General features: G+C 70.1%; 23 protein-coding genes. 6 read left to right on the top strand and 17 right to left on the bottom strand.

Annotation, left to right across the window (positions count from 1 at the left end; all coding sequences use genetic code 11):
- Positions 1-10: 10 nt before the first annotated feature.
- Positions 11-691: a transglycosylase family protein gene (locus tag OG226_RS37645; protein ID WP_328684238.1), complete on the bottom strand. Its 681-nt coding sequence runs from the start codon at positions 689-691 to the stop codon at positions 11-13.
- 502 nt (positions 692-1193) lie between these two features.
- Between OG226_RS37645 and OG226_RS37640 the strand changes: the two genes are divergently transcribed.
- Together OG226_RS37640 and OG226_RS37635 are read left to right on the top strand one after the other, a co-directional pair.
- Positions 1194-1982 (top strand): hypothetical protein, encoded by a 789-nt coding sequence (locus OG226_RS37640; protein WP_328684237.1) that lies wholly within the window; start codon positions 1194-1196, stop codon positions 1980-1982.
- Between the two features lie 37 nt (positions 1983-2019).
- The gene (locus OG226_RS37635; protein ID WP_328684236.1) at positions 2020-2439 is read left to right on the top strand and encodes a hypothetical protein; all 420 of its coding nucleotides are present in this window, start codon (positions 2020-2022) and stop codon (positions 2437-2439) included.
- 100 nt (positions 2440-2539) lie between these two features.
- On the opposite strand, the gene der is transcribed toward OG226_RS37635, so the two are convergent.
- The 6 genes from der to OG226_RS37605 form a co-directional block, all read right to left on the bottom strand.
- Positions 2540-4015, bottom strand: a complete 1476-nt coding sequence (gene der / locus OG226_RS37630) for a ribosome biogenesis GTPase Der (protein WP_328686554.1) — start codon at positions 4013-4015, stop codon at positions 2540-2542.
- Between the two features lie 75 nt (positions 4016-4090).
- Positions 4091-4678: a lysophospholipid acyltransferase family protein gene (locus OG226_RS37625; protein WP_328686553.1), complete on the bottom strand. Its 588-nt coding sequence runs from the start codon at positions 4676-4678 to the stop codon at positions 4091-4093.
- Between the two features lie 53 nt (positions 4679-4731).
- A complete protein-coding gene (gene cmk / locus OG226_RS37620) occupies positions 4732-5427 on the bottom strand; it encodes a (d)CMP kinase (RefSeq protein WP_329351347.1) in 696 nt (231 codons plus the stop codon).
- A 401-nt stretch (positions 5428-5828) separates the two neighbouring features.
- Positions 5829-6923: a prephenate dehydrogenase gene (locus tag OG226_RS37615; protein ID WP_328684234.1), complete on the bottom strand. Its 1095-nt coding sequence runs from the start codon at positions 6921-6923 to the stop codon at positions 5829-5831.
- Positions 6920-7288, bottom strand: a complete 369-nt coding sequence (gene aroH / locus OG226_RS37610) for a chorismate mutase (protein WP_328684233.1) — start codon at positions 7286-7288, stop codon at positions 6920-6922. The genes OG226_RS37615 and aroH overlap by 4 nt, the downstream gene beginning before the upstream one ends.
- A gap of 91 nt (positions 7289-7379) precedes the next feature.
- Complete coding sequence (locus OG226_RS37605; RefSeq protein WP_329351345.1) at positions 7380-7916, bottom strand: YidB family protein; 537 nt, start codon at positions 7914-7916, stop codon at positions 7380-7382.
- Positions 7917-7990: 74 nt separating this feature from the next.
- On the opposite strand from OG226_RS37605, the gene OG226_RS37600 reads away from it, so the two are divergent.
- Genes OG226_RS37600 through OG226_RS37585 form a run of 4 tightly spaced genes read left to right on the top strand, consistent with a single transcriptional unit; the run spans position 7991 to position 10453 of the window.
- A complete protein-coding gene (locus OG226_RS37600) occupies positions 7991-8665 on the top strand; it encodes a hypothetical protein (RefSeq protein ID WP_328684231.1) in 675 nt (224 codons plus the stop codon).
- Between the two features lie 27 nt (positions 8666-8692).
- Positions 8693-9277: a DUF6529 family protein gene (locus OG226_RS37595; RefSeq protein WP_328684230.1), complete on the top strand. Its 585-nt coding sequence runs from the start codon at positions 8693-8695 to the stop codon at positions 9275-9277.
- Between the two features lie 48 nt (positions 9278-9325).
- Complete coding sequence (locus tag OG226_RS37590) at positions 9326-9739, top strand: Rieske (2Fe-2S) protein (protein ID WP_327405121.1); 414 nt, start codon at positions 9326-9328, stop codon at positions 9737-9739.
- A 21-nt stretch (positions 9740-9760) separates the two neighbouring features.
- A complete protein-coding gene (locus OG226_RS37585) occupies positions 9761-10453 on the top strand; it encodes a nucleotidyltransferase domain-containing protein (protein ID WP_329351344.1) in 693 nt (230 codons plus the stop codon).
- Here OG226_RS37585 and OG226_RS37580 read toward each other — a convergent pair.
- The 10 genes from OG226_RS37580 to ald form a co-directional block, all read right to left on the bottom strand.
- The gene (locus tag OG226_RS37580) at positions 10442-10852 is read right to left on the bottom strand and encodes a type II toxin-antitoxin system VapC family toxin (protein ID WP_329351343.1); all 411 of its coding nucleotides are present in this window, start codon (positions 10850-10852) and stop codon (positions 10442-10444) included. The two genes, OG226_RS37585 and OG226_RS37580, sit on opposite strands and share 12 nt — an antisense overlap.
- Positions 10849-11172: a type II toxin-antitoxin system Phd/YefM family antitoxin gene (locus tag OG226_RS37575; RefSeq protein WP_328684227.1), complete on the bottom strand. Its 324-nt coding sequence runs from the start codon at positions 11170-11172 to the stop codon at positions 10849-10851. Before OG226_RS37575 ends, OG226_RS37580 begins: the two co-directional genes overlap by 4 nt.
- Before the next feature lie 62 nt (positions 11173-11234).
- On the bottom strand, positions 11235-12257 hold the full coding sequence (locus OG226_RS37570; RefSeq protein WP_329351341.1) for an ADP-ribosylglycohydrolase family protein: 1023 nt from the start codon (positions 12255-12257) through the stop codon (positions 11235-11237).
- Positions 12254-12982, bottom strand: a complete 729-nt coding sequence (locus tag OG226_RS37565; RefSeq protein WP_329351340.1) for an NUDIX hydrolase — start codon at positions 12980-12982, stop codon at positions 12254-12256. Before OG226_RS37565 ends, OG226_RS37570 begins: the two co-directional genes overlap by 4 nt.
- A gap of 168 nt (positions 12983-13150) precedes the next feature.
- Positions 13151-14344 carry a pseudouridine synthase gene (locus OG226_RS37560; RefSeq protein ID WP_328684224.1) on the bottom strand — a complete coding sequence of 398 codons (1194 nt, stop codon included), beginning with the start codon at positions 14342-14344 and terminating at the stop codon, positions 13151-13153.
- Positions 14344-15000, bottom strand: coding sequence for an SMC-Scp complex subunit ScpB (gene scpB / locus OG226_RS37555; RefSeq protein ID WP_329351339.1), 657 nt, complete (start codon positions 14998-15000; stop codon positions 14344-14346). Before scpB ends, OG226_RS37560 begins: the two co-directional genes overlap by 1 nt.
- Positions 14997-15962, bottom strand: a complete 966-nt coding sequence (locus tag OG226_RS37550) for a segregation and condensation protein A (protein ID WP_329351338.1) — start codon at positions 15960-15962, stop codon at positions 14997-14999. The genes scpB and OG226_RS37550 overlap by 4 nt, the downstream gene beginning before the upstream one ends.
- 18 nt (positions 15963-15980) lie before the next feature.
- Positions 15981-16532 (bottom strand): hypothetical protein, encoded by a 552-nt coding sequence (locus tag OG226_RS37545; protein ID WP_328684221.1) that lies wholly within the window; start codon positions 16530-16532, stop codon positions 15981-15983.
- Complete coding sequence (locus OG226_RS37540) at positions 16517-17695, bottom strand: ParA family protein (protein WP_328684220.1); 1179 nt, start codon at positions 17693-17695, stop codon at positions 16517-16519. Before OG226_RS37540 ends, OG226_RS37545 begins: the two co-directional genes overlap by 16 nt.
- Before the next feature lie 359 nt (positions 17696-18054).
- Positions 18055-19170, bottom strand: coding sequence for an alanine dehydrogenase (ald, locus tag OG226_RS37535; protein ID WP_329353635.1), 1116 nt, complete (start codon positions 19168-19170; stop codon positions 18055-18057).
- Between the last annotated feature and the right edge of the window lie 81 nt (positions 19171-19251).

The following is a 19251-nucleotide window of genomic DNA, read 5'->3' as shown; positions in this document are numbered from 1 at the left end:
GCGGCTCGGCTCAGAGGTCGAGCTGCTGGCCGGGGACGATCAGATCGGGGTCGGCGCCGATGACGGACTTGTTGGCGGCGTAGACCTTCCGCCAAGTGGTCCCGTGCTGGGCGGCGATGGCGCTCAGCGTGTCGCCCTCGCGGACGGTGTAGTCGCCGCGGGAGGTGCCGCGCGAGGCGTTGTTCGTCCCGCGGGCCGGCGTCTTCGCGGGCTTCGACGGGGTCGCCTTCTCCGTCGACTTCCGCGTCTTCGTCGTCGACTTCTCGCTCACCGTGCCGGAGGAGGCCGCGGGTGCGCTGCCGCTCGCTCCGGCCCGTACCGAGCAGACCGGCCAGGCGCCCCAGCCCTGGGCGTGCTGGACCTTGGTGGCCACGGCGATCTGCGCGGACCTGGAGGCCTGGTCCGCGGTGGCCGCGTAGGCCGAACCGCCGTATGCGCGCCAGGTTCCGGCGGAGAACTGAAGTCCTCCGTAGTAGCTGTTGCCGGTGTTGATGTGCCAGTTGCCGCCGCTCTCGCACTGGGCGATGCGGTCCCACACTCCGCTGTCGGCCGCCGCGGCGTTGCCGCTTGCGGCCAGCAGTCCGAGGGGCGCGAGCAGAGCCGCCCCGGCGAGGACCGCCGTCGTACGCGCTTGACCCTTGTGCTGGGTCTTAGGAGCGTTCTCGCGAGTGGTATCGGCACATTCGGACATGTAGTTCCCTCTCCAGCAACCCGGTTCCCCCAAGGCGGTTCGCGGCTTCCACGCATCGACGTGGTCCTCGCGCTCCTCCCCGTCCGCCGGAAGTGGTGCTGCTTGCCTGCTTGTTCGGCCGGCGGACGTACCCGAGCGGTGCTCGTTGCACACAGCCGAGGAATGTACGGAGGCGGGCGAGCCCGTGTCGACCAACTGCCCGTACCCGCAGGCCAGTTCACTGTTACCGAGGGTATCGGCATTTTTCGGCCACTCGTTAAATTCATCTATTTCATGATTTCTCGACCAGTTGCCGACAAGCGCTGTGATGCGGTTCACGCAACCAACTCCCTTGACCTTTCGCAGAGTTGACGTGGAGTGTCCAATTCCGTACCGAACGTGACCGTCTGCTTCGGTTGGTTCGATTCGGTTCGCTCCGGGGCGTGACTCCCGCCACAGATCCTCCGTTGTCTTCTTCATGAGCCCGGGACCCACCGGGCACCGCATTCCGAGGGAGCCACCCGTGCCGCGCATGCTCGACGTCAGCGACGACGTACGCGCCGAGATCGGCGACGAAGAAGCCGACCGGCTGCTCGCCGGAGACAACGCCCCGGGCAGTTACGACTGCACGTCGTGCCGCACCCAGGGCGACTCCGATCAGGAGCGCACCAGCACCGTCCTGTTCATCGGCGACGAGACCGCCGTCCTCGCCTTCGCCCACGCCACCTGCCTGCCCTCCCAGATCGTCCAGGTCACCGAGGAGCAGCTGCAGGGCGCCGTCCGCTCCATCAGCGGCAACACGCACGCCCCGGCCGGCGCACCGGAGAAGGCCGTACCCGAACAGGCCGTGCTCGGGGTGACCAGCGGACTCGTCCTGATCTCGGGGGAGTTGCACCCCGCCCTGGTCGTCGAGCCGACCGCGCCCATCGTGCGGCCCGGCTCGACCGACGTCGGGGACGACTTCCTGCCGCTGCTGATCGAGCAGGGCTTCATGCCGCTCAGCGAGATCACCACCGTGCCGCCCGTGCTGCACGGCTGGTCGGTGCTGCTCGCCGCGGGCCAGCTGCACGCGGTGCTCCAGCCGAGCAGCAACGGCGGTTCCCCGGTGGCCTGGTGGCAGGCGCACCAGGCGCTCCAGGTCACCGACAGCTGGCGGGCCGCCGCCAACAAGCACCAGCAGGTGCTGATGTTCGCGGCACCGGTCGGCTCGATCGGCCGCCAGCCCCGCGAGGACCTGCTGCGCAGCGCGCTCGACAAGGCCGCGGCGAACGGCCAGTTGGTCGGCTCCGCACTGCCGCTCGCGGGCACCTGAGCCGCATCTCTTCAGGTCACGCGTCGTTTGGACATACGTGCACGCATACGACGTTCCCCGCAGCCGGCCCTACCAGTCGATCCCGTCCTCGCGGTCGGACCGGGACAGCCCCGGCGGTCCCTCGGCCACGCCGATCTACGACCGGCTCTACTCGGAGTGGGTCAAGACCTTCCGCTCGCTGCCGGGTGACCGCAGCGGCGAGGAGGAGCTGGGCTTCACCGCCTTCGGGCACAGCCCGCACGGCACGGGCTCGTTCAGCGGCGGCTCGTTCAACGGAGGCTCGATCGGCGGGGGTTCGTACAGCGCGTACAGCGCGGGGGCCTACAGCGCCCGGCAGCAGTCGCAGTGGCAGCGCGTCGGGCAGCTCGGTCACGCCGGGCAGCAGCAACAGCACGGCCACACCGGGATGCACCACATCCCGGCGGCCCTGCCGCCCGGCCCGCGCCGAGGCATCTGAGCGGCACAGCACGCGCACGAAGAGGGCGGCCCCTGTATCGACAGGGGCCGCCCTCTTCGTCGTAGAACAGCCGGCCGTGAGAACAGCCGTACGGCTGGGGCTACTTCTTCTTGCCGCGCTTCTCGCGGACCCGGACCGAGATGTGGATCGGGGTGCCCTCGAAGGCGAACTCCTCGCGCAGGCGGCGTTCGATGAAGCGGCGGTAGCCCGCCTCGATGAAGCCGGAGGCGAAGAGGACGAAGCGCGGGGGCTTGGTGCCGGCCTGGGTGCCGAAGAGGATGCGGGGCTGCTTGCCGCCGCGGACCGGGTGCGGGTGGGCGGCGACCAGCTCGCCGAGGAACGCGTTCAGTCGGCCCGTCGGGACGCGGGTCTCCCAGCCGGCCAGGGCGGTCTCGATGCCCGGGACCAGCTTCTCCATGTGGCGGCCGGTGCGCGCCGAGACGTTCACCCGGGGCGCCCACGCGACCTGGGCGAGCTCGGTCTCGATCTCGCGCTCCAGGTAGTAGCGGCGCTCCTCGTCGAGGGTGTCCCACTTGTTGAAGGCGAGGACGATCGCGCGGCCCGCCTCGACGGCCATGGTGACGATCCGCTGGTCCTGCACCGAGATGGACTCGGAGGCGTCGATCAGGATGACCGCGACCTCCGCCTTCTCGACGGCGGCGGCGGTGCGCAGCGAGGCGTAGTAGTCGGCGCCCTGCTGGAGGTGGACGCGCTTGCGGATGCCCGCCGTGTCGACGAACTTCCAGGTGATGCCGCCGAGTTCGATCAGTTCGTCGACCGGGTCGCGGGTGGTGCCCGCGACCTCGTTGACGACGACGCGCTCCTCGCCGGCCACCCGGTTCAGCAGCGAGGACTTGCCGACGTTCGGGCGGCCGATCAGCGCGATCCGGCGGGGCCCGCCCACGGCGATGCCGAAGGTCTGCTCGGGCGCCTCCGGGAGGGCCTCCAGGACGGCGTCCAGCATGTCGCCGGTGCCGCGGCCGTGCAGCGCGGAGACGGGGTGCGGCTCGCCGAGCCCCAGGGACCACAGGGAGGAGGCGTCGGACTCGCCGCTCAGGCCGTCGACCTTGTTGGCGGCCAGCACGACGGGCTTGCCGGCCTTGCGCAGCAGTCGTACGACCGCCTCGTCGGTGTCGGTGGCGCCGACCTTGGCGTCGACGACGAAGACGACCGCGTCGGCGGCCTCGATCGCGTACTCGGCCTGGGCGGCCACGGAGGCGTCGATGCCGAGGACGTCCTGCTCCCAGCCGCCGGTGTCGACGACCTTGAAGCGACGGCCCGCCCATTCGGCCTCGTACGTCACACGGTCACGCGTGACACCGGGCTTGTCCTCCACGACGGCTTCGCGCCGCCCGATGATGCGGTTGACGAGAGTCGACTTGCCGACGTTCGGCCGGCCGACGACGGCGAGGACGGGCAGCGGCCCGTGTCCCGCCTCGCCGATGGCGCCCTCGACGTCCTCGATGTCGAAGCCCTCTACGGCGGCGAGCTCCATGAACTCCGCGTACTCGGCGTCGCCGAGCGCCCCGTGCTCGTGCTCCTCGCCGGAGCCGTCGGGCTGGATCTGGTCGTTCATGAAGATCGGTACCTCGTTCATCGTGGTGATCGGTGGAACCCCCGGATTTCGGGTGATCCACTACTCAAGTGTCTCTTAGCGCCCGGTGAGGCGCCTGGCGTCGTCCAGGTGGGCGGCCAGCTGCTTCTGGATGCGCTCGGTGGCCTCGTCCAGTGCTTTGCGCGTACGGCGGCCCGAGCCGTCGCCCGCGTCGAACGGGTCGCCGAAGACGACGTCGACGCGGGAGCGCAGCGGGGGCAGTGCCTTTATCAGCCGTCCGCTCTTCTCCGAGCTGCCCAGCACGGCCACCGGCACGATCGGGGCGCCGGCGCGTACGGCGAAGTACGCGAGCCCGGCGCGCAGCGCGGCGAAGTCGCCCTCGCCGCGGCTGCCCTCGGGGAAGATCCCGAGGACTCCGCCGCCCTTCAGGATGTCGAGCGCGCGGGTGACGGCCGTACGGTCGGCGGTCGAACGGTCGACCTCCACCTGCCCGACGGCTCGCATGAAGGGCCCGAGAGGGCCCACGAACGCTTCCTTCTTCACCAGGAAGTGGGAAGCGCGAGGCGCCACACCGATGACCATCGGGCCGTCGATGTTGTGCGAGTGGTTCACGGCGAGGATCACCGGGCCGGTGGCGGGAACCTTCCAGGAACCCAGCACCCGCGGCTTCCACAGCCCGTACATCAGGCCGACGCCGATGCGCCGCCCGATCTCGGCCCCGCGCTCCGTAGGTGCAGTCACTTCGCGGCCCGCTTCTCCCCGACGAGGGTGACGACGCACTCGATGACCTGCTGGAGCGTGAGGTCGGAGGTGTCCACCTCGACCGCGTCGTCCGCCTTCGCCAGCGGCGAGGTCTTGCGCGAGGAGTCGGCCGCGTCCCGCTTCAGCAGCGCCTCGCGCGTGGCCTGCACGTCGGCGCCCTTCAGCTCACCGCTCCGCCGGGCGGCACGCGCCTCGGGGGACGCGGTGAGGAAGATCTTCAGATCGGCGTCGGGCAGCACGGTCGTACCGATGTCACGCCCTTCCACCACGATGCCCCGCTCGGCCTCGGCGGCCAGCGACCGCTGCAGCTCGGTGATCCGGGCCCGCACCTCGGGCACCGCACTGACCGCGCTGACCTTGGAGGTGACCTCCTGCGTACGGATCGGGCCGGCCACGTCCACGCCGTCGACACTGATCGTCGGGTTCGCCGGGTCGGTACCCGAGACGATCTCCGCCTTGCCCGCCGAGTCCGCGACGGCGATGGGGTCGGTGAGATCGATCCCGTTGTTCACCATCCACCAGGTGATCGCCCGGTACTGGGCCCCGGTGTCCAGATAGCTCAGTCCGAGCTGCGCGGCCACGGCCTTCGACGTGCTCGACTTGCCCGTGCCGGAGGGGCCGTCGATAGCGACAATCACTGCCGGGGCGGTCCGGGCGGCGCCGTTTTCCACGGGAGGACACCTTCCTGGTGCGGGGTGGTGAGCGGGATGGGGATGCGAGTGCGCCCCGGACAAGGTTACTGGGTGCGCGTCACTCGTCCGGCCGCCCCTTGTCGACACCGGTCCGACGAGATCGGCCCCGCCGGACCGGACGGTCGCCGATTGACGCGGGCGGGCGCTCTTCGGGCCGTCTGGTCGGACGGTCACTGCTGGATACGGGCCGACGCTCCCGGCCTGGGTGGCGCTTGCTGACGCGGGTCGGCCATATCCAGCCCGCCGACCGCCTTACCGACGCGGGCCGGCAAATCCAGCCCGTCCGGCGTTTGAGGACGAGGCCCTTCAGGGCCGATGCGGGGTCTGGGGGCGCAGCCCCCAGGGACGCTCGCCCCGGTCGCCCGCCCCGGCGCCGCGCACTACTGCCGGATCGCCCAGCCCCGTTCCCGCAGCGCCGCGGTCAACACCGGCGCAGCCTTCGGCTCGACCCACAGCTGTACAAGTCCCGCCTGCTGCCCGGTCGCGTGCTCGATCCGTACGTCCTCGATGTTGACCCCGGCCATCCCCGCATCCGCGAAGATCCGGGCCAACTGCCCCGGCTGGTCGTCGATGAGTACAGCCACGACCTCGTACACCCGCGGAGCGGAGCCGTGCTTGCCGGGGACGCGGACCTGCCCCGCGTTCCCCCTCCGCAGGACGTCCTCGATCCCGCCCGCGCCCTCCCGCCGCTTGCCGTCGTCGGCGGACTGCAGCGAGCGCAAGGCCCGAACCGTCTCCTCCAGGTCCCCGGCGACATCGGTGAGCAGATCGGCGACGGGGCCCGGGTTCGCGGAGAGGATGTCGATCCACATCCGGGGATCGGACGCGGCGATCCGGGTCACATCCCGAATCCCCTGCCCACACAGCCGTACGGCGGCCTCCTCCGCGTTCTCCAACCGCGCGGCGACCATGCTGGACACCAGATGAGGCATGTGGGAGACCAGCGCGACGGCCCGGTCATGGGCATCGGCGTCCATCACGACCGGCACGGCACGGCAGTGCGAGACCAGCTCCAGGGCGAGGTTCAACACCTCGGTGTCGGTGTCACGGGTGGGCGTCAACACCCACGGGCGCCCCTCGAAGAGGTCACCCGTCGCCGCGAGCGGACCCGACTTCTCGCGCCCGGACATGGGATGCGAGCCGATGTACCGGGACATCACCGACGGGTCGAGTCCCAGCGACTCCAACTCCCGCCGCGGACCACCCTTGACACTGGCCACGTCGAGGTAACCCCGGGCCACACCCCGCCGCATCGCGTCGGCCAGCACCCCGGCCACCAGCGCGGGCGGCGCGGCGACGATCGCGAGGTCGACGGGCCCGTCCGGCGCCTCGTCGGTACCGGCGCCGAGCGCGGCCGCCGTACGGGCCTGCTCGGGGTCGTGGTCGGTCAGGTGGACGACGACGCCCCGGGAGGCGAGGGCGAGCGCGGCGGACGTACCGATGAGCCCGGTGCCGATGACGAGCGCGGTCCTCACTGGGCGATGTCCTTGCGCAGGGCCGCCGCCGCACCGAGGTACACGTGCGCGATGTCGGCACGGGGCCGGTCGGACTCGATGTGCGCGAGGACACGGACCACGCGGGGCATCGCGCCCTCGATGTCGAGTTCCTGCGCGCAGATCAGCGGCACGTCGGCGAACCCGCTGCCGAGCTTGCGGGCGGCGGCGGCCGGGAAGTCGCTGTGCAGATCGGGCGTCGCCGTGAACCAGACGCTGATCAGATCCTCGGCGGTGAGGCCGTTCCGCTCCAGGACGGCGGTGAGCAGCGCTCCGACCTGCTCGTCCATGTGCCCGGCCTCGTCCCTGTCCAGTTGGACGGCGCCCCGAACCGCTCGTACCGCCACGGCTTAGCTCCTCGCTGATGTACGGCTCTTGGTACATCCAGCCTAGTCAGCCCGTCCGGCACGGGTGCGTGGCGCCCGCCCACCGAGACGGTCACAGGGACTGTCGCCGGACCAGTTCCTCCAGCGAGGCGGCCTGCGGCACCTGCCCCTCCGGGGTGAGCTTGCCGACGGCCTGGGGCAACGTCCGCGCGAGGTCGCTCGCGGCCTGCTCCGGGGTCACACCGGCCTGCTCGGCGACCTTCCGCAGGGTCTCGTCGGGCAACGCCCGCTGGATCTGCTCACCGGTGACGGACTGGTTCTGCCCGGTACCGACCCAGGAGTCCTTCTGATCCACGAGCCCGGACTTGGTGAGCATCTCCAGAAGCGCGCCCAACGGATTGCCTCCGGTACCGCCCCCGCCCTGACTCCCGCCGAGGGCCGAGAGCAGCGCGCCCAGAATATCGCCGCTACCGGAACCACTCCGGCCCCCTCCGCCCGTTCCCCCAGAAGACCACCGAGAAGGCTGCCGAGATCGTTGCCCGCCATGGCTCGCACCTTTCGAGAGCGGCCGGCCACCGGTCGGGGCTCGGCCTCGAACCCTGCCAATGTCACCCGAACCACCCCGTCCCGCTACTTGGGGTGAGATCATCCCGGTATGCCTCTTTACCCACGGCCCCGAGTCCGCTCTCATGGGCGGGTAGCCCGCCTCGGGGGAGGCCCACATTGAAGCGTCCTGGACCACTGCTCACTCTTCTGGCGGGCCTGGTACTGGGCCTGTTCATGCTGACGCTCAACGCGACATCGGGGACGAGGACCGCGTCGTCCTCGTACCGCGAGGAATCGCCGTCCGCGTCCCAGAAGACGCCGCCGAAGACGTCACCTACACCGTCCGCCACGCCCAGCCCAACGCCATCGCCGTCGAAGCCGTCCGTCGCGAACGCCAACTACGCCGGCCGCACCGACGACGACGCCGCCTCGGTCGCGGTCTCCGTCCGTGACGGCAAGGCCGTCGCCTACTTCTGCGACGGCCGCTACAAGGAGGCCTGGCTCAGGGGCCGCGTCGACAACGACGGCAGCATGAAACTCACCGCCCCGAACGGCGCCGTACTCGACGGCAGGATCGAGCAGGGCAGGAAGATCCGCGGCACGGTCAAGGACGAGGGCCGGCCGTACACGTTCACCGCGGACAAGGCGGTCAAGCCGTCCGGGCTGTGGCGCGCGACCGCCAAGGTGCGCGGCGCCAAGATCGACGGCGGCTGGATCGTGCTGCCGAACGGCCGCCAGACCGGCATCGTCACCCGCGACGGCAAGACCGCCTCCGCACCCCGCATCGACCCGGAGACCGGCACGGTCACGGTCGACGGCCAGCAGCTCACGGCACAGCCCGTCACCCCCTGACCCACCATCCGCCTCAGGGAGCCGATCATGACCGCCGACCCGAACGCCGCCACCCAGGCCTACCCGCCGCGCCCGCCCGCACGCCCCCACGACAGCCCCGCCCGCTACCTGGTCCCGGCCCTCGTGGCCGCGGCCGTAGCGGTCGGCCTCGGCGTCTACGGCAAGGTCCACGACCCGGCGGGCACCGCCTTCAACCTCGCCGGCTTCAGCAGCACGGGCGCGGTGAAGTCCTGGCTCGCGACGACCGCGTTCTTCTTCGCCCTCGTCCAGGTCGCCTCGGCCTTCATGGTCTACGGCAGGCTGCCGGGCCCGAGTTGGTCGGCGACGCTGCACCGCTGGTCGGGGCGGATCGCGTTCCTGGTGGCGGTGCCGGTCGCGGTGCACTGCCTCTACGCGTTCGGCTACCAGACGTACTCGACACGCGTGATGTGGCATTCCCTCCTGGGGTGCGCGTTCTTCGGTGCCTTCAGTGCCAAGATGCTGCTGCTCCGCTCGGAACGCCTGCCCGGCTGGCTGCTCCCGGTCATCGGCGGCTTGGTCTTCACCGCCCTCACGCTGCTCTGGCTGACATCCGCCCTCTGGTTCTTCCGCACCGTCGGAGTGACGACATGACCAGCCATCGTCGTGGCCACGACACGACGCCCCCTTCGGAGTGACTACATGACCGACAGCTCTACGCGCCGCACGGTCCTCGCGACGGGTGCGGCCGCCGCGCTCACCGCCGGCTGCAGCAAGTACGGCGACAGCAACGACTCCTCGGGCTCGTCGTCCGTGAAGGCCACCGGCGGCCAGGAGTTGGCGAAGACCTCCGACATCCCCGTCGGCGGCGGCAAGATCTTCAAGGACCAGAAGATCGTGGTGACCCAGCCGAAGAAGGACGAGTTCAAGGCCTTCTCCGCGATCTGCACCCACCAGGGCTGCACGGTCGGCACCGTCGCGAACGGCACCATCGACTGCCCGTGCCACGGCAGCAAGTACCGCATCGCGGACGGTTCCGTGGAGGCGGGACCGGCACCGAAGCCGCTGCCCGCCGAGCAGATCAAGGTGGAGGGAAATTCGATCCGCCTGGCGTGAGATGCCACGTACGCTCCGGGAATGCCGTTCGAGAACCTGGTCCGCGACCACACGATCTACGCCTGTGTGATGGGTTCGCGCGCCTTCGGCCTGGCGACGGACGGCAGCGACACGGATCGCCGGGGCGTGTTCGTGGCCCCCACTCCCCTCTTCTGGCGCTTCGATAAGCCGCCGACGCACATCGAGGGCCCGGCGGAGGAGCAGTTCAGCTGGGAGCTGGAGCGCTTCTGCGAACTGGCCCTGCGCGCCAACCCGAACATCCTGGAGTGCCTCCACTCCCCCCTCGTCGAGCACGTCGACGCCACCGGCCGTGAACTCCTCGCCCTGCGCGACGCGTTCCTCTCCCGCCAGGTCCACGAGACGTTCACGCGCTACGCGTTGGGCCAGCGCAAGAAGCTGGAGGCCGACATCCGCACGCACGGCGCCCCGCGCTGGAAACACGCGATGCACCTCCTCCGCCTCCTCACCAGCGCCCGCGACCTGCTCCGCACGGGCACCCTGAGGATCGACGTCGGCGACCAACGCGCCCCGCTCCTCGCGGTGAAACGCGGCGAAGTCCCCTGGCCGGAGGTCGAGTCCTGGATGACCCGCCTCGCAACGGAGACGGCCGAGGCAGCCACCCGCACCCCGCTCCCGCCGGAACCGGACCGCCGACGCGTGGAGGACTTCCTGATCGGGGTCCGCCGCGCGTCCATCGACGTCCTAGCGGGGTGACGCCACGGCAAGCCCCGCGTCGGTGGCGGCCTCGCCCTGGCGCTTGTCGTACGTCACGAACCAGCTGACCCCGTGACCGAGCTTCCGCGCCGCCACGGTGTGGATCGCGTCGAGGCTGCGCAGCGAGGTGTTCGGCGCCAACTCCCCTGCCTCCCGCATCAGTTCGGGCGTGAGGCGAATCCGCGCGATGGCGTTCAGCAGCGCGTCGGCGGCGGCCCGCTCGACCTCGTCCGCGCCGAGGCGGTGCAGCAGCAGCCGTACCTCGGTCTGCGCCAGGTCGCAGGTGACGACACGACGCATTCCGCCGTGCTGCCCGATCCACTGCTCCAGCGCGGCCGTCTCCGCTTCTACCCGCAACAGTTTGGCGATGGCCGACGCGTCGAGGTAGAGCAGCGTCACCGCGTCTCCTCCTCGCGCTGAGCGAGCAGTTCGGCGGTGGGGCCGTGCCCCTCCGCGTCCCGCCTGACCGCACGCAGCCGCTCCAGCGCGTCCACGGCCTCGCCGCCGCGCTCCTCGTCCATGACCGAGGCGTCGAGCAGGCCGACGGCGATCGCGGCACGGATGTCCCGTTCGGCAGGCTCCAGCGGAGACAGTATGGCGACCGGCACCCCGTCCCGAGTGACCTCGATCGACTCCCCCGCCGCCACGGCGTCCAACAGAGCCGCGGTGTGCCGGGACAGCTCCCGGACCGGCACGCGCCTGCGCTTCGTCTTACCCACGCCTGCCACGATACGCCCACCGCATGACACTGCCCATCGATGTCAGACACGGTCACGAAACGTCAGGCATCCCAAAGCGCCCCCAGCCCCGACAGCTCCCCCCGGTACTCGATCCGCCCCGCCCACTCCTCGGGCCAGGCGTCCGCGCCGAGGTGCGCCCCCGCGAACGCCCCCGCGAGACAAGCGATCGAGTCCGAGTCGCCGTACGTGCAGGCGGCACGGCGCAACGCGGTCACAGGCTCCCCAGGGAACAGCAGGAAGCACAACAACCCAGTAGCCAGAGCCTCTTCGGCGATCCAGCCCGCACCGGTGGCCAGACACGGGTCGGTCTCCGGGGACACGGTCCGCACTGCTTCCTCAAGCCGGCCGAGCACCTCCAGGCACTCGTCCCAGCCCCGCGCGATGAAGTGCTCCGGCGAAGGGTCCTGGCTTCGCGTCCACAGGTCACCGAGCCAGCGGTGGCGATAGCGGGTCCGGTTCTCGACGGCGTACGACCGCAACAGCCCGACCAGCCCGGTCGGCTCGGCACCCTGCGCGAGCAGCCGTACGGCGTGCGCGGTGAGGTCGGACGCGGCGAGGGCCGTCGGGTGGCCGTGGGTCAGCGCGGACTGCAACTGGGCGGCACCGGAACGCTGTTCATCGTCGAGGCCGGGGACGAGCCCGATCGGCGCGACCCGCATGTTGGCCCCGCAGCCCTTCGAACCGATCTGACTGGCGTCCTGCCACACCCGCCCCTCACTCTTCAGCAGGTTGCAGGCAACGAGGCAAGTCCGGCCGGGGGCACGGTTGTTGTCCGGCGACTGGTACCAGTCCACGAACTCCTCACGCACCGGCCGTTCCATCCGCTTGGGCCCAAGCAGCCCCCGCTCCATGGCAGTTCGCAACCCCCTCCCCAACGCCAGCGTCATCTGCGTGTCATCGGTGACGATCGCGGGCCTCGGCAGCTCCATCTCCCGCCAGGGACCGCACTTGGCGAGGATGGAGGGCACGTCGTTGAACTCGGTCGGGAAACCGAGCGCGTCCCCAAGGGCGAGCCCCATCAGGGCCCCCGTGGCGGCACGCTTGCGGACCGTCGACACAGTCATGCGGAACGTCCTTCCCGGGTAGGCCGAAGCAGCGGCGGGTACAGGGCGGTCGCGGTTCCGGCGCGGTACAGCGCGGCCGGCTTGCCGCGACCGCCGGTCAACTTGGCCCCGCCCGGCACCGGTTCGACGAAACCCGGCGTGGCGAGCACCTTGCGGCGGAAGTTCGGGCGGTCCAACTCCGCGCCCCACACGGTCTCGTAGACCTGTTGCAGCTCCCCGAGCGTGAACTCGGGCGAGCAGAACGCGGTGGCGAGGGAGCTGTACTCCAGCTTGGCGCCCACCCGTTCGTGCGCGTCGGCCAGGATCCGGTCGTGGTCGAAGGCGAGCGGCCCTAGCGAGTCGTACGGCAGCCAGCGGGCCTGCGCCGCGTCGCTGCCCGCACGCGGCTCGGGCGGGTCGGGCAGCAGTGCGGCGAAGGCGACGGTGACGACCCGCATCCGGGGGTCGCGGTCGGGCTCGCTGTAGGTCCGCAGTTGCTCCAGGTGCAGCCCGGAGACGTCCGACAGGCCGGTCTCCTCGGCAAGTTCACGCCGGGCGGCGGTCTCCGCGGACTCGTCGGGCGCCACGAAGCCGCCGGGCAGCGCCCAGTGCCCGGCATACGGCTCCTGCCCGCGCTCGACGAGCAGCACCTGCAGGGCGCCCGCGCGGATCGTGAGGACGGCGAGGTCGGCGGTGACGGCGAAAGGTTCGAAGGCGTACTTGTCGTAGCCCGGTGATGTGGTCACGTGCACCCACTCCCTTAATGGTCAGTTAGACCATAAAGACTGATCGCACTCCCGCACAACCCCCGCACCCGACGAAAACGGCCCGATGAAGGCGAAACGACGAAAACGAAGCGGCCGGCCCCGGAGACTCCGGAACCGGCCACGCACGCGTACAACCAATCAAACGACCTAGAGATCGACTTCCTGCATCAGCATGCCGACCTCGGTGTTCGACAGCCGCCGCAGCCAGCCCGACTTCTGGTCGCCCAGGGTGATCGGGCCGAAGGAGACACGCACCAGCTTGTCGACCGGGAAGCCGGCCTCCGCGAGCATGCGCCGCACGATGTGCTTGCGGCCCTCGTGGAGGGTCACCTCGACCAGGTAGTTCTTGCCGGTCTGCTCGACGACACGGAAGTGGTCCGCACGCGCGTACCCGTCCTCCAGCTGGATGCCGTCCTTGAGCTGCTTGCCCAGATCACGCGGGATCGGGCCCACGATGTGCGCGAGGTAGGTCTTCTTCACGCCGTACTTGGGGTGGGTCAGCCGGTGCGCCAGCTCGCCGTGATTGGTGAGCAGGATCACACCCTCGGTCTCGGTGTCGAGCCGCCCGACGTGGAAAAGACGCGTCTCGCGGTTGGTGACGTAGTCGCCGAGGCACTGCCGGCCCTCGGGGTCCTCCATCGTCGCGACGACACCGGCGGGCTTGTTCAGCGAGAAGAACTGGTACGACTGCGTCGCCACCGTCAGCCCGTCGACCTTGATCTCGTCGTGCTCGGGGTCGACCCGCAGCCCCTGCTCGACGACGATCTCGCCGTTGACCTCGACCCGGGACTGCTCGATCAGCTCCTCGCAGGAGCGCCGGGAGCCGTAGCCCGCGCGCGCGAGGACCTTCTGCAGCCGCTCGCCCTCCTGCTCGGCGCCCGGGAAGGTCTTGGGCGGCTTGATGTCCTTCTTGCCGGCGTACCGCTCCCGGTTGCGCTCCTCGGCCCGCGCGTCGTACTCACGCGAGGTCGCCGGCGCCCAGCGCCCGCGTCCGGTGCCCTGGCCCTGCTTGGGGCCGCCCTTGGCACCGCCGCGCGCGGCGGCACCCCGCCCTGACTTGGGACCTTCGTGGGATCCCGTGGGGCCTACGTCGTAGCGCCGCTCCTCGGGACGCGGCTTGCCGGCGCGCTTCGGCTTGTCGTCGCGCCCTCCCGCGCCGCTCGCGCCCCTCGGCTGGGAGCCGCCCCCGCTCGCACCCCGGGAGTTGCCCGCGCCGGAACCGCGGCCGCCGCCGCCCCCACCGGAACCCCGGGAACTGCTGCTCCCGCCGGTCCCGCGGGGGTTGCCGCGCCCACCGCTCCTACCGCCGCCACCACTGCTGCCACTGCCACTGCTTCGCATCAAAGTTCCGTCGTCGTCGTTTCGTCTGCATCTGCATCCGGTGCATCCGGATCGAACGACGGGACCCCTTCCAGCGTCTCCGCCTCGATCGCCTCAGCCTCAGGGAGGAAGGGCGCGAGCTCCGGGAGCTCGTCCAGGCCGCGCAGGCCCATCCGCTCCAGAAAGTAGTTCGTCGTCACGTACAGGATCGCACCTGTTTCGGGTTCCGTGCCCGCCTCCTCGACCAGACCCCGCTGCAAGAGGGTGCGCATCACACCGTCGCAGTTGACTCCGCGGACCATCGAGACCCTGCTGCGGCTGACCGGCTGGCGGTACGCGACGACCGCCAGGGTCTCCAGCGCCGCCTGCGTGAGCCGGGCCTGCTGCCCGTCCAGGACGAAGCCCTCGACGGCCGGCGCGTACTCCGGCCGCGAGTAGAACCGCCACCCCCCGGCGATCAGCCGCAGCTCGAAACCGCGCCCCTGGACGGTGTACTCGTCGGCCAGCTCGCGCAACGCGTCCGCGATCCGCCGTTTGGGCCGCTGGAGTATTTTCGCGAGGTGTTCCTCGGTCGCGGGCTCGTCCACGACCATCAGGACGGCCTCCAGAGCGGGCTTGATGGCGAGATCCGCGACGGCGGACGGGCTCGCCGGTACGCCTGTGCTCTCCTCGCTCACGCCGACTCCTCCTTGATCTCCTTGGGCGGCTCGGGCGGCCGGTCGAACTCGTCCGTCACCACCGGCTCGCCCTCCCCCTCCCCACCGGTCCAGCGCACGATGAGATCCCCGAGCGCGGTCTCCTGGTCCAGCGCGACGGCCTTCTCCCGGTACAGCTCCAGAAGGGCCAGGAACCTCGCTACGACGGTCAGGGTGTCGTGGGTGTCGTCCACGAGCACGCTGAAGCTGGCCTCGCCGAGCTCCCGGAGCCGCGCGACCATGATCCCGGCCTGCTCCTGCACGCTGACGAGCGGCGCGTGGATGTGATCGACGTACACCTGCGGCCTGGGCCTGGGCTGCATCGCCTTCACGGCGAGCTTGGCGAAGCCCTCGGGCCCGATCCGGATGACGACCTCGGGCAGCAGCTCGGCGTGGTGCGGTTCGAGCCCGACGGTACGGGGATAGCGCCGGGCTTCTTCGTCGAGGCGCCGGTTGAAGATGTCGGCGATCTGCTTGTACGCCCGGTACTGCAACAACCGCGCGAACAACAGGTCCCGCGCCTCCAGCAACGCGAGATCGGCCTCGTCCTCGACCTCGGCGGAGGGCAGCAGCCGCGCCGCCTTCAGGTCCAGCAGGGTCGCCGCGACGACGAGGAACTCGGTCGTCTGGTCCAGGTCCCAGTCGGGCCCCATCGCCCTGATGTGCGACATGAACTCATCGGTGACCTTGGACAGCGCCACCTCGGTCACATCGAGCTTGTGCTTCGAGATCAGCTGGAGGAGGAGGTCGAAGGGCCCTTCGAAGTTGGCGAGCCGAACCTTGAAAACACCATCGTCAGGAACCGAGGAATCATCGTCGTCGGCTGACAACTCGCCGACCAGCATAGGCGGATCCGGCTCAACCGGCGGAGCCAGTGGCCCTCTGCCCAGCGCACGCCGACGGCCGGCGGGGGCGCCGGATGCGGGAGCGTCGTTCGAGGTCATGGCCCCCGCAGGCTACCGCTACCGCCCGCGAAGCCGACGTACGAGAATGCTCGCGTCTCCGCGGGACTCCAGATCGGCCAGGACGACGGCGACCGCCTCGCGGACGATCCGGCCGCGGTCGACAGCGAGGCCGTGCTCGCCCCGGAGCATCAGGCGCGCGTGCTCCAGGTCGATGAGTTCCTCTGCGGAGACGTACACGGTGATCTTCTCGTCGTGCCGCTCGCGCCCGCTGGGCCGACGCTGGGCCTGCGCCCGCTGACGCTGCTTCCGAGGCTGGGCAGAACCTTCCTGCACCTCCTGACGCCGTCCTGAGCCGTCCGCGGAGCGGCTGCGGGACTCACCGCCGTCCGAGTCCGCCGCCACGTGCTCGGCGCCCTCTCCGTCACCGCCCTGGGCGGGTACGGACTGCGGGGCGTCCTCCCCGGCGGCGGCACCGTCGCTCTCCCCCGCCGGAGCCGGTACCCGGGCCTCGCCGTTGGCCCGGCTCCTGGGGGTGGACGACTGAAGCGCCATCCCCCCCGTCGTACGGAACAGTTCGTCGGCCCCCGGCAGACTCACTCGGCGTGACACCGGGCGAGCACCTCCCTGGCGAGCTGGCGATAGGCGGCGGCACCGACGGAGTTGGAGGCGTACGTGGTGATCGGCTCACCGGCGACCGTGGTCTCCGGGAAGCGCACCGTGCGCCCGATGACCGTGTGGTAGACGTGTTCGTCGAACGCCTCGACCACGCGGGCGAGGACCTCACGGCTGTGCACGGTGCGGGAGTCGTACATCGTGGCGAGGATCCCGTCGAGCTCCAACTCGGGGTTGAGGCGCTCCTGGACCTTCTCGATGGTCTCCGTCAGCAGCGCGACTCCGCGCAGCGCGAAGAACTCGCACTCCAGCGGCACGATCACCTTGTGAGCGGCCGTCAGGGCGTTCACGGTGAGCAGGCCGAGGGAGGGCTGACAGTCGATCACGATGTAGTCGTAGTCGGCCATCAGCGGCTTCAACGCCCGCTGCAGGGTGGACTCGCGCGCGACCTCGCTCACCAACTGCACTTCGGCGGCCGACAAGTCGATGTTGCTGGGCAGCAAGTCCATGTTCGGGACAGCTGTCTTGAGAAGCACCTCGTCGGCCGACATGCCCCGCTCCATGAGCAGGTTGTAGACGGTGAGGTCCAACTCCATGGGATTGACGCCCAGTCCGACCGACAGCGCGCCCTGCGGGTCGAAGTCGACGAGCAGTACACGCCGGCCGTACTCCGCGAGCGCGGCACCCAGGTTGATGGTCGACGTGGTCTTGCCGACGCCGCCCTTCTGGTTGCACATCGCGACGATCGTCGCGGGGCCGTGGCTGGTCAGCGGACCCGGGATCGGGAAGTAGGGCAGCGGGCGTCCGGTCGGGCCCACGCGCTCACGGCGCTGGCGGGCCGCGTCGGGCGCGAGCGTGGCCGCGTACTCGGGATCGGGCTCGTACTCGGCGTCGGGGTCGTAGAAGTGCCCGTCGGGCAGTTCGTCGTAGTCGGCGAACTGGTTGCGGGGCGTGCCCCTTCCATCGCCGGCCATGGCGTTCACGTGATGGCCATCCATGCTCTGGTGTGCTGGCTGGGTCACCCCTGGCTGCTGGTGACCCTGGTGGGCTGCGAAGGTTCGCACCGCGACGGAGCCGACAGCCTCGAACCCCGCGGGCTCCTGGCCCCTTGCAGCCGTTCCTGGTTGACCACCCCCGGGAGAAAATGTCGACTCATTCACAAGTCGTCTTACCTCCTTGGTGACCAGGGAATTTCTCGATAGGTCAGCGTGGCACCATGCCGACGGTTGGCGACTCTATGGCGTGTCGGGTGTTCGCAGCAACACAATCCGCCTTACCCGGCCCGATGTGTCGGCAATGAAACATCCCTCTGTCAAGGGCGTACGGCAGTCGCACGGCAGGTTTCACCGGTGCACGAATCGGCTCAAGGGTTACGTTCGGGGCGAGTTGGCCGAGTGCCGCAAAGTGACCATACACACACCCGGCCGGACCTTGTCGGGCAAGGTCCGGCCGGGCGTGCGGTGTTGACGACCTGTGTTGACGTATCGCCTTTTACTGAACGGTGACTTAGTCGACAGAGTCAGCCGAGCAGCGATTCCAGCTCGACGTGCTCCAGTCCGTGCGCCTCGGCGACCTCGCGGTAAATCACCTTGCCGTCATGGGTGTTGAGACCCCTGGCGAGAGCAGGATCACGTCGCAGCGCGTCGGCCCAGCCGCGGTTCGCGAGTTCCACGATGTACGGAAGCGTGGCGTTGGTGAGCGCGTAGGTCGACGTGTTGGGCACCGCGCCGGGCATGTTGGCGACGCAGTAGAAGACCGAGTTGTGGACCGGGAAGGTCGGCTCGGCGTGGGTCGTCGGGCGCGAGTCCTCGAAGCAGCCGCCCTGGTCGATCGCGATGTCGACAAGAACACTTCCGGGCTTCATGCGCGACACGAGTTCGTTGGTGACGAGCTTCGGGGCCTTGGCACCCGGGATGAGCACCGCGCCGATGACGAGGTCGGCGTCCAGGACGGCCTTCTCCAGCTCGAAGGCGTTGGACATGATCGCCCGGACCTTGGTGCCGAAGACCTTGTCGGCCTCGCGGAGCTTGTTGATGTCGCGGTCGAGCAGCGTGACGTGGAAGCCCATGCCGACGGCGATCTGCGTGGCGTTCCAGCCGGAGACACCGCCGCCGATGACGACGGCGCGCGCGGGCTGGGTGCCGGGGACACCGCCGGGGAGGACACCGCGACCGCCGACCGAGCGCATGAGGTGGTAGGCGCCGACCTGCGGGGCCAGCCGGCCCGCGACCTCGGACATCGGGGCGAGCAACGGCAGGGCGCGGCCGGGCAGTTCGACGGTCTCGTAGGCGATGGCCGTGGTGCCGGACTCGACGAGCGCGTCGGTGCACTCCTTCGAGGCGGCGAGGTGCAGGTACGTGAAGAGCGTCTGGTCCTTGCGGAGGCGGTGGTACTCCTCGGCGATGGGCTCCTTGACCTTGAGCAGCAGGTCGGTGGTGGCCCACACCTCGTCGGCGGTGGCCAGGATCCGGGCACCGGCCGAGACGTACTCGTCGTCCGTGATCGAGGAGCCGGCGCCGGCGTTCTGCTCGATGAAGACCTGGTGGCCGTGGCGCACCAGCTCGTGCACGCCGGCGGGGGTGATGGCCACCCGGAACTCGTTGTTCTTGACCTCGCGGGGGATGCCGACCTTCACGTCGATCACGGTCCTTGGCTCAGAGGGTGTGGGGCAATACATCTCATACCTGGGCATGACACAGCACACCAGGAGACCGCA

The sequence above is a fragment of the Streptomyces sp. NBC_01261 genome (assembly GCF_036226385.1).
GTDB lineage: Bacteria > Actinomycetota > Actinomycetes > Streptomycetales > Streptomycetaceae > Streptomyces.
The sequence above is the reverse complement of the archived record's forward strand: the minus strand, read 5'-3'. Positions and strand labels throughout refer to the sequence as shown.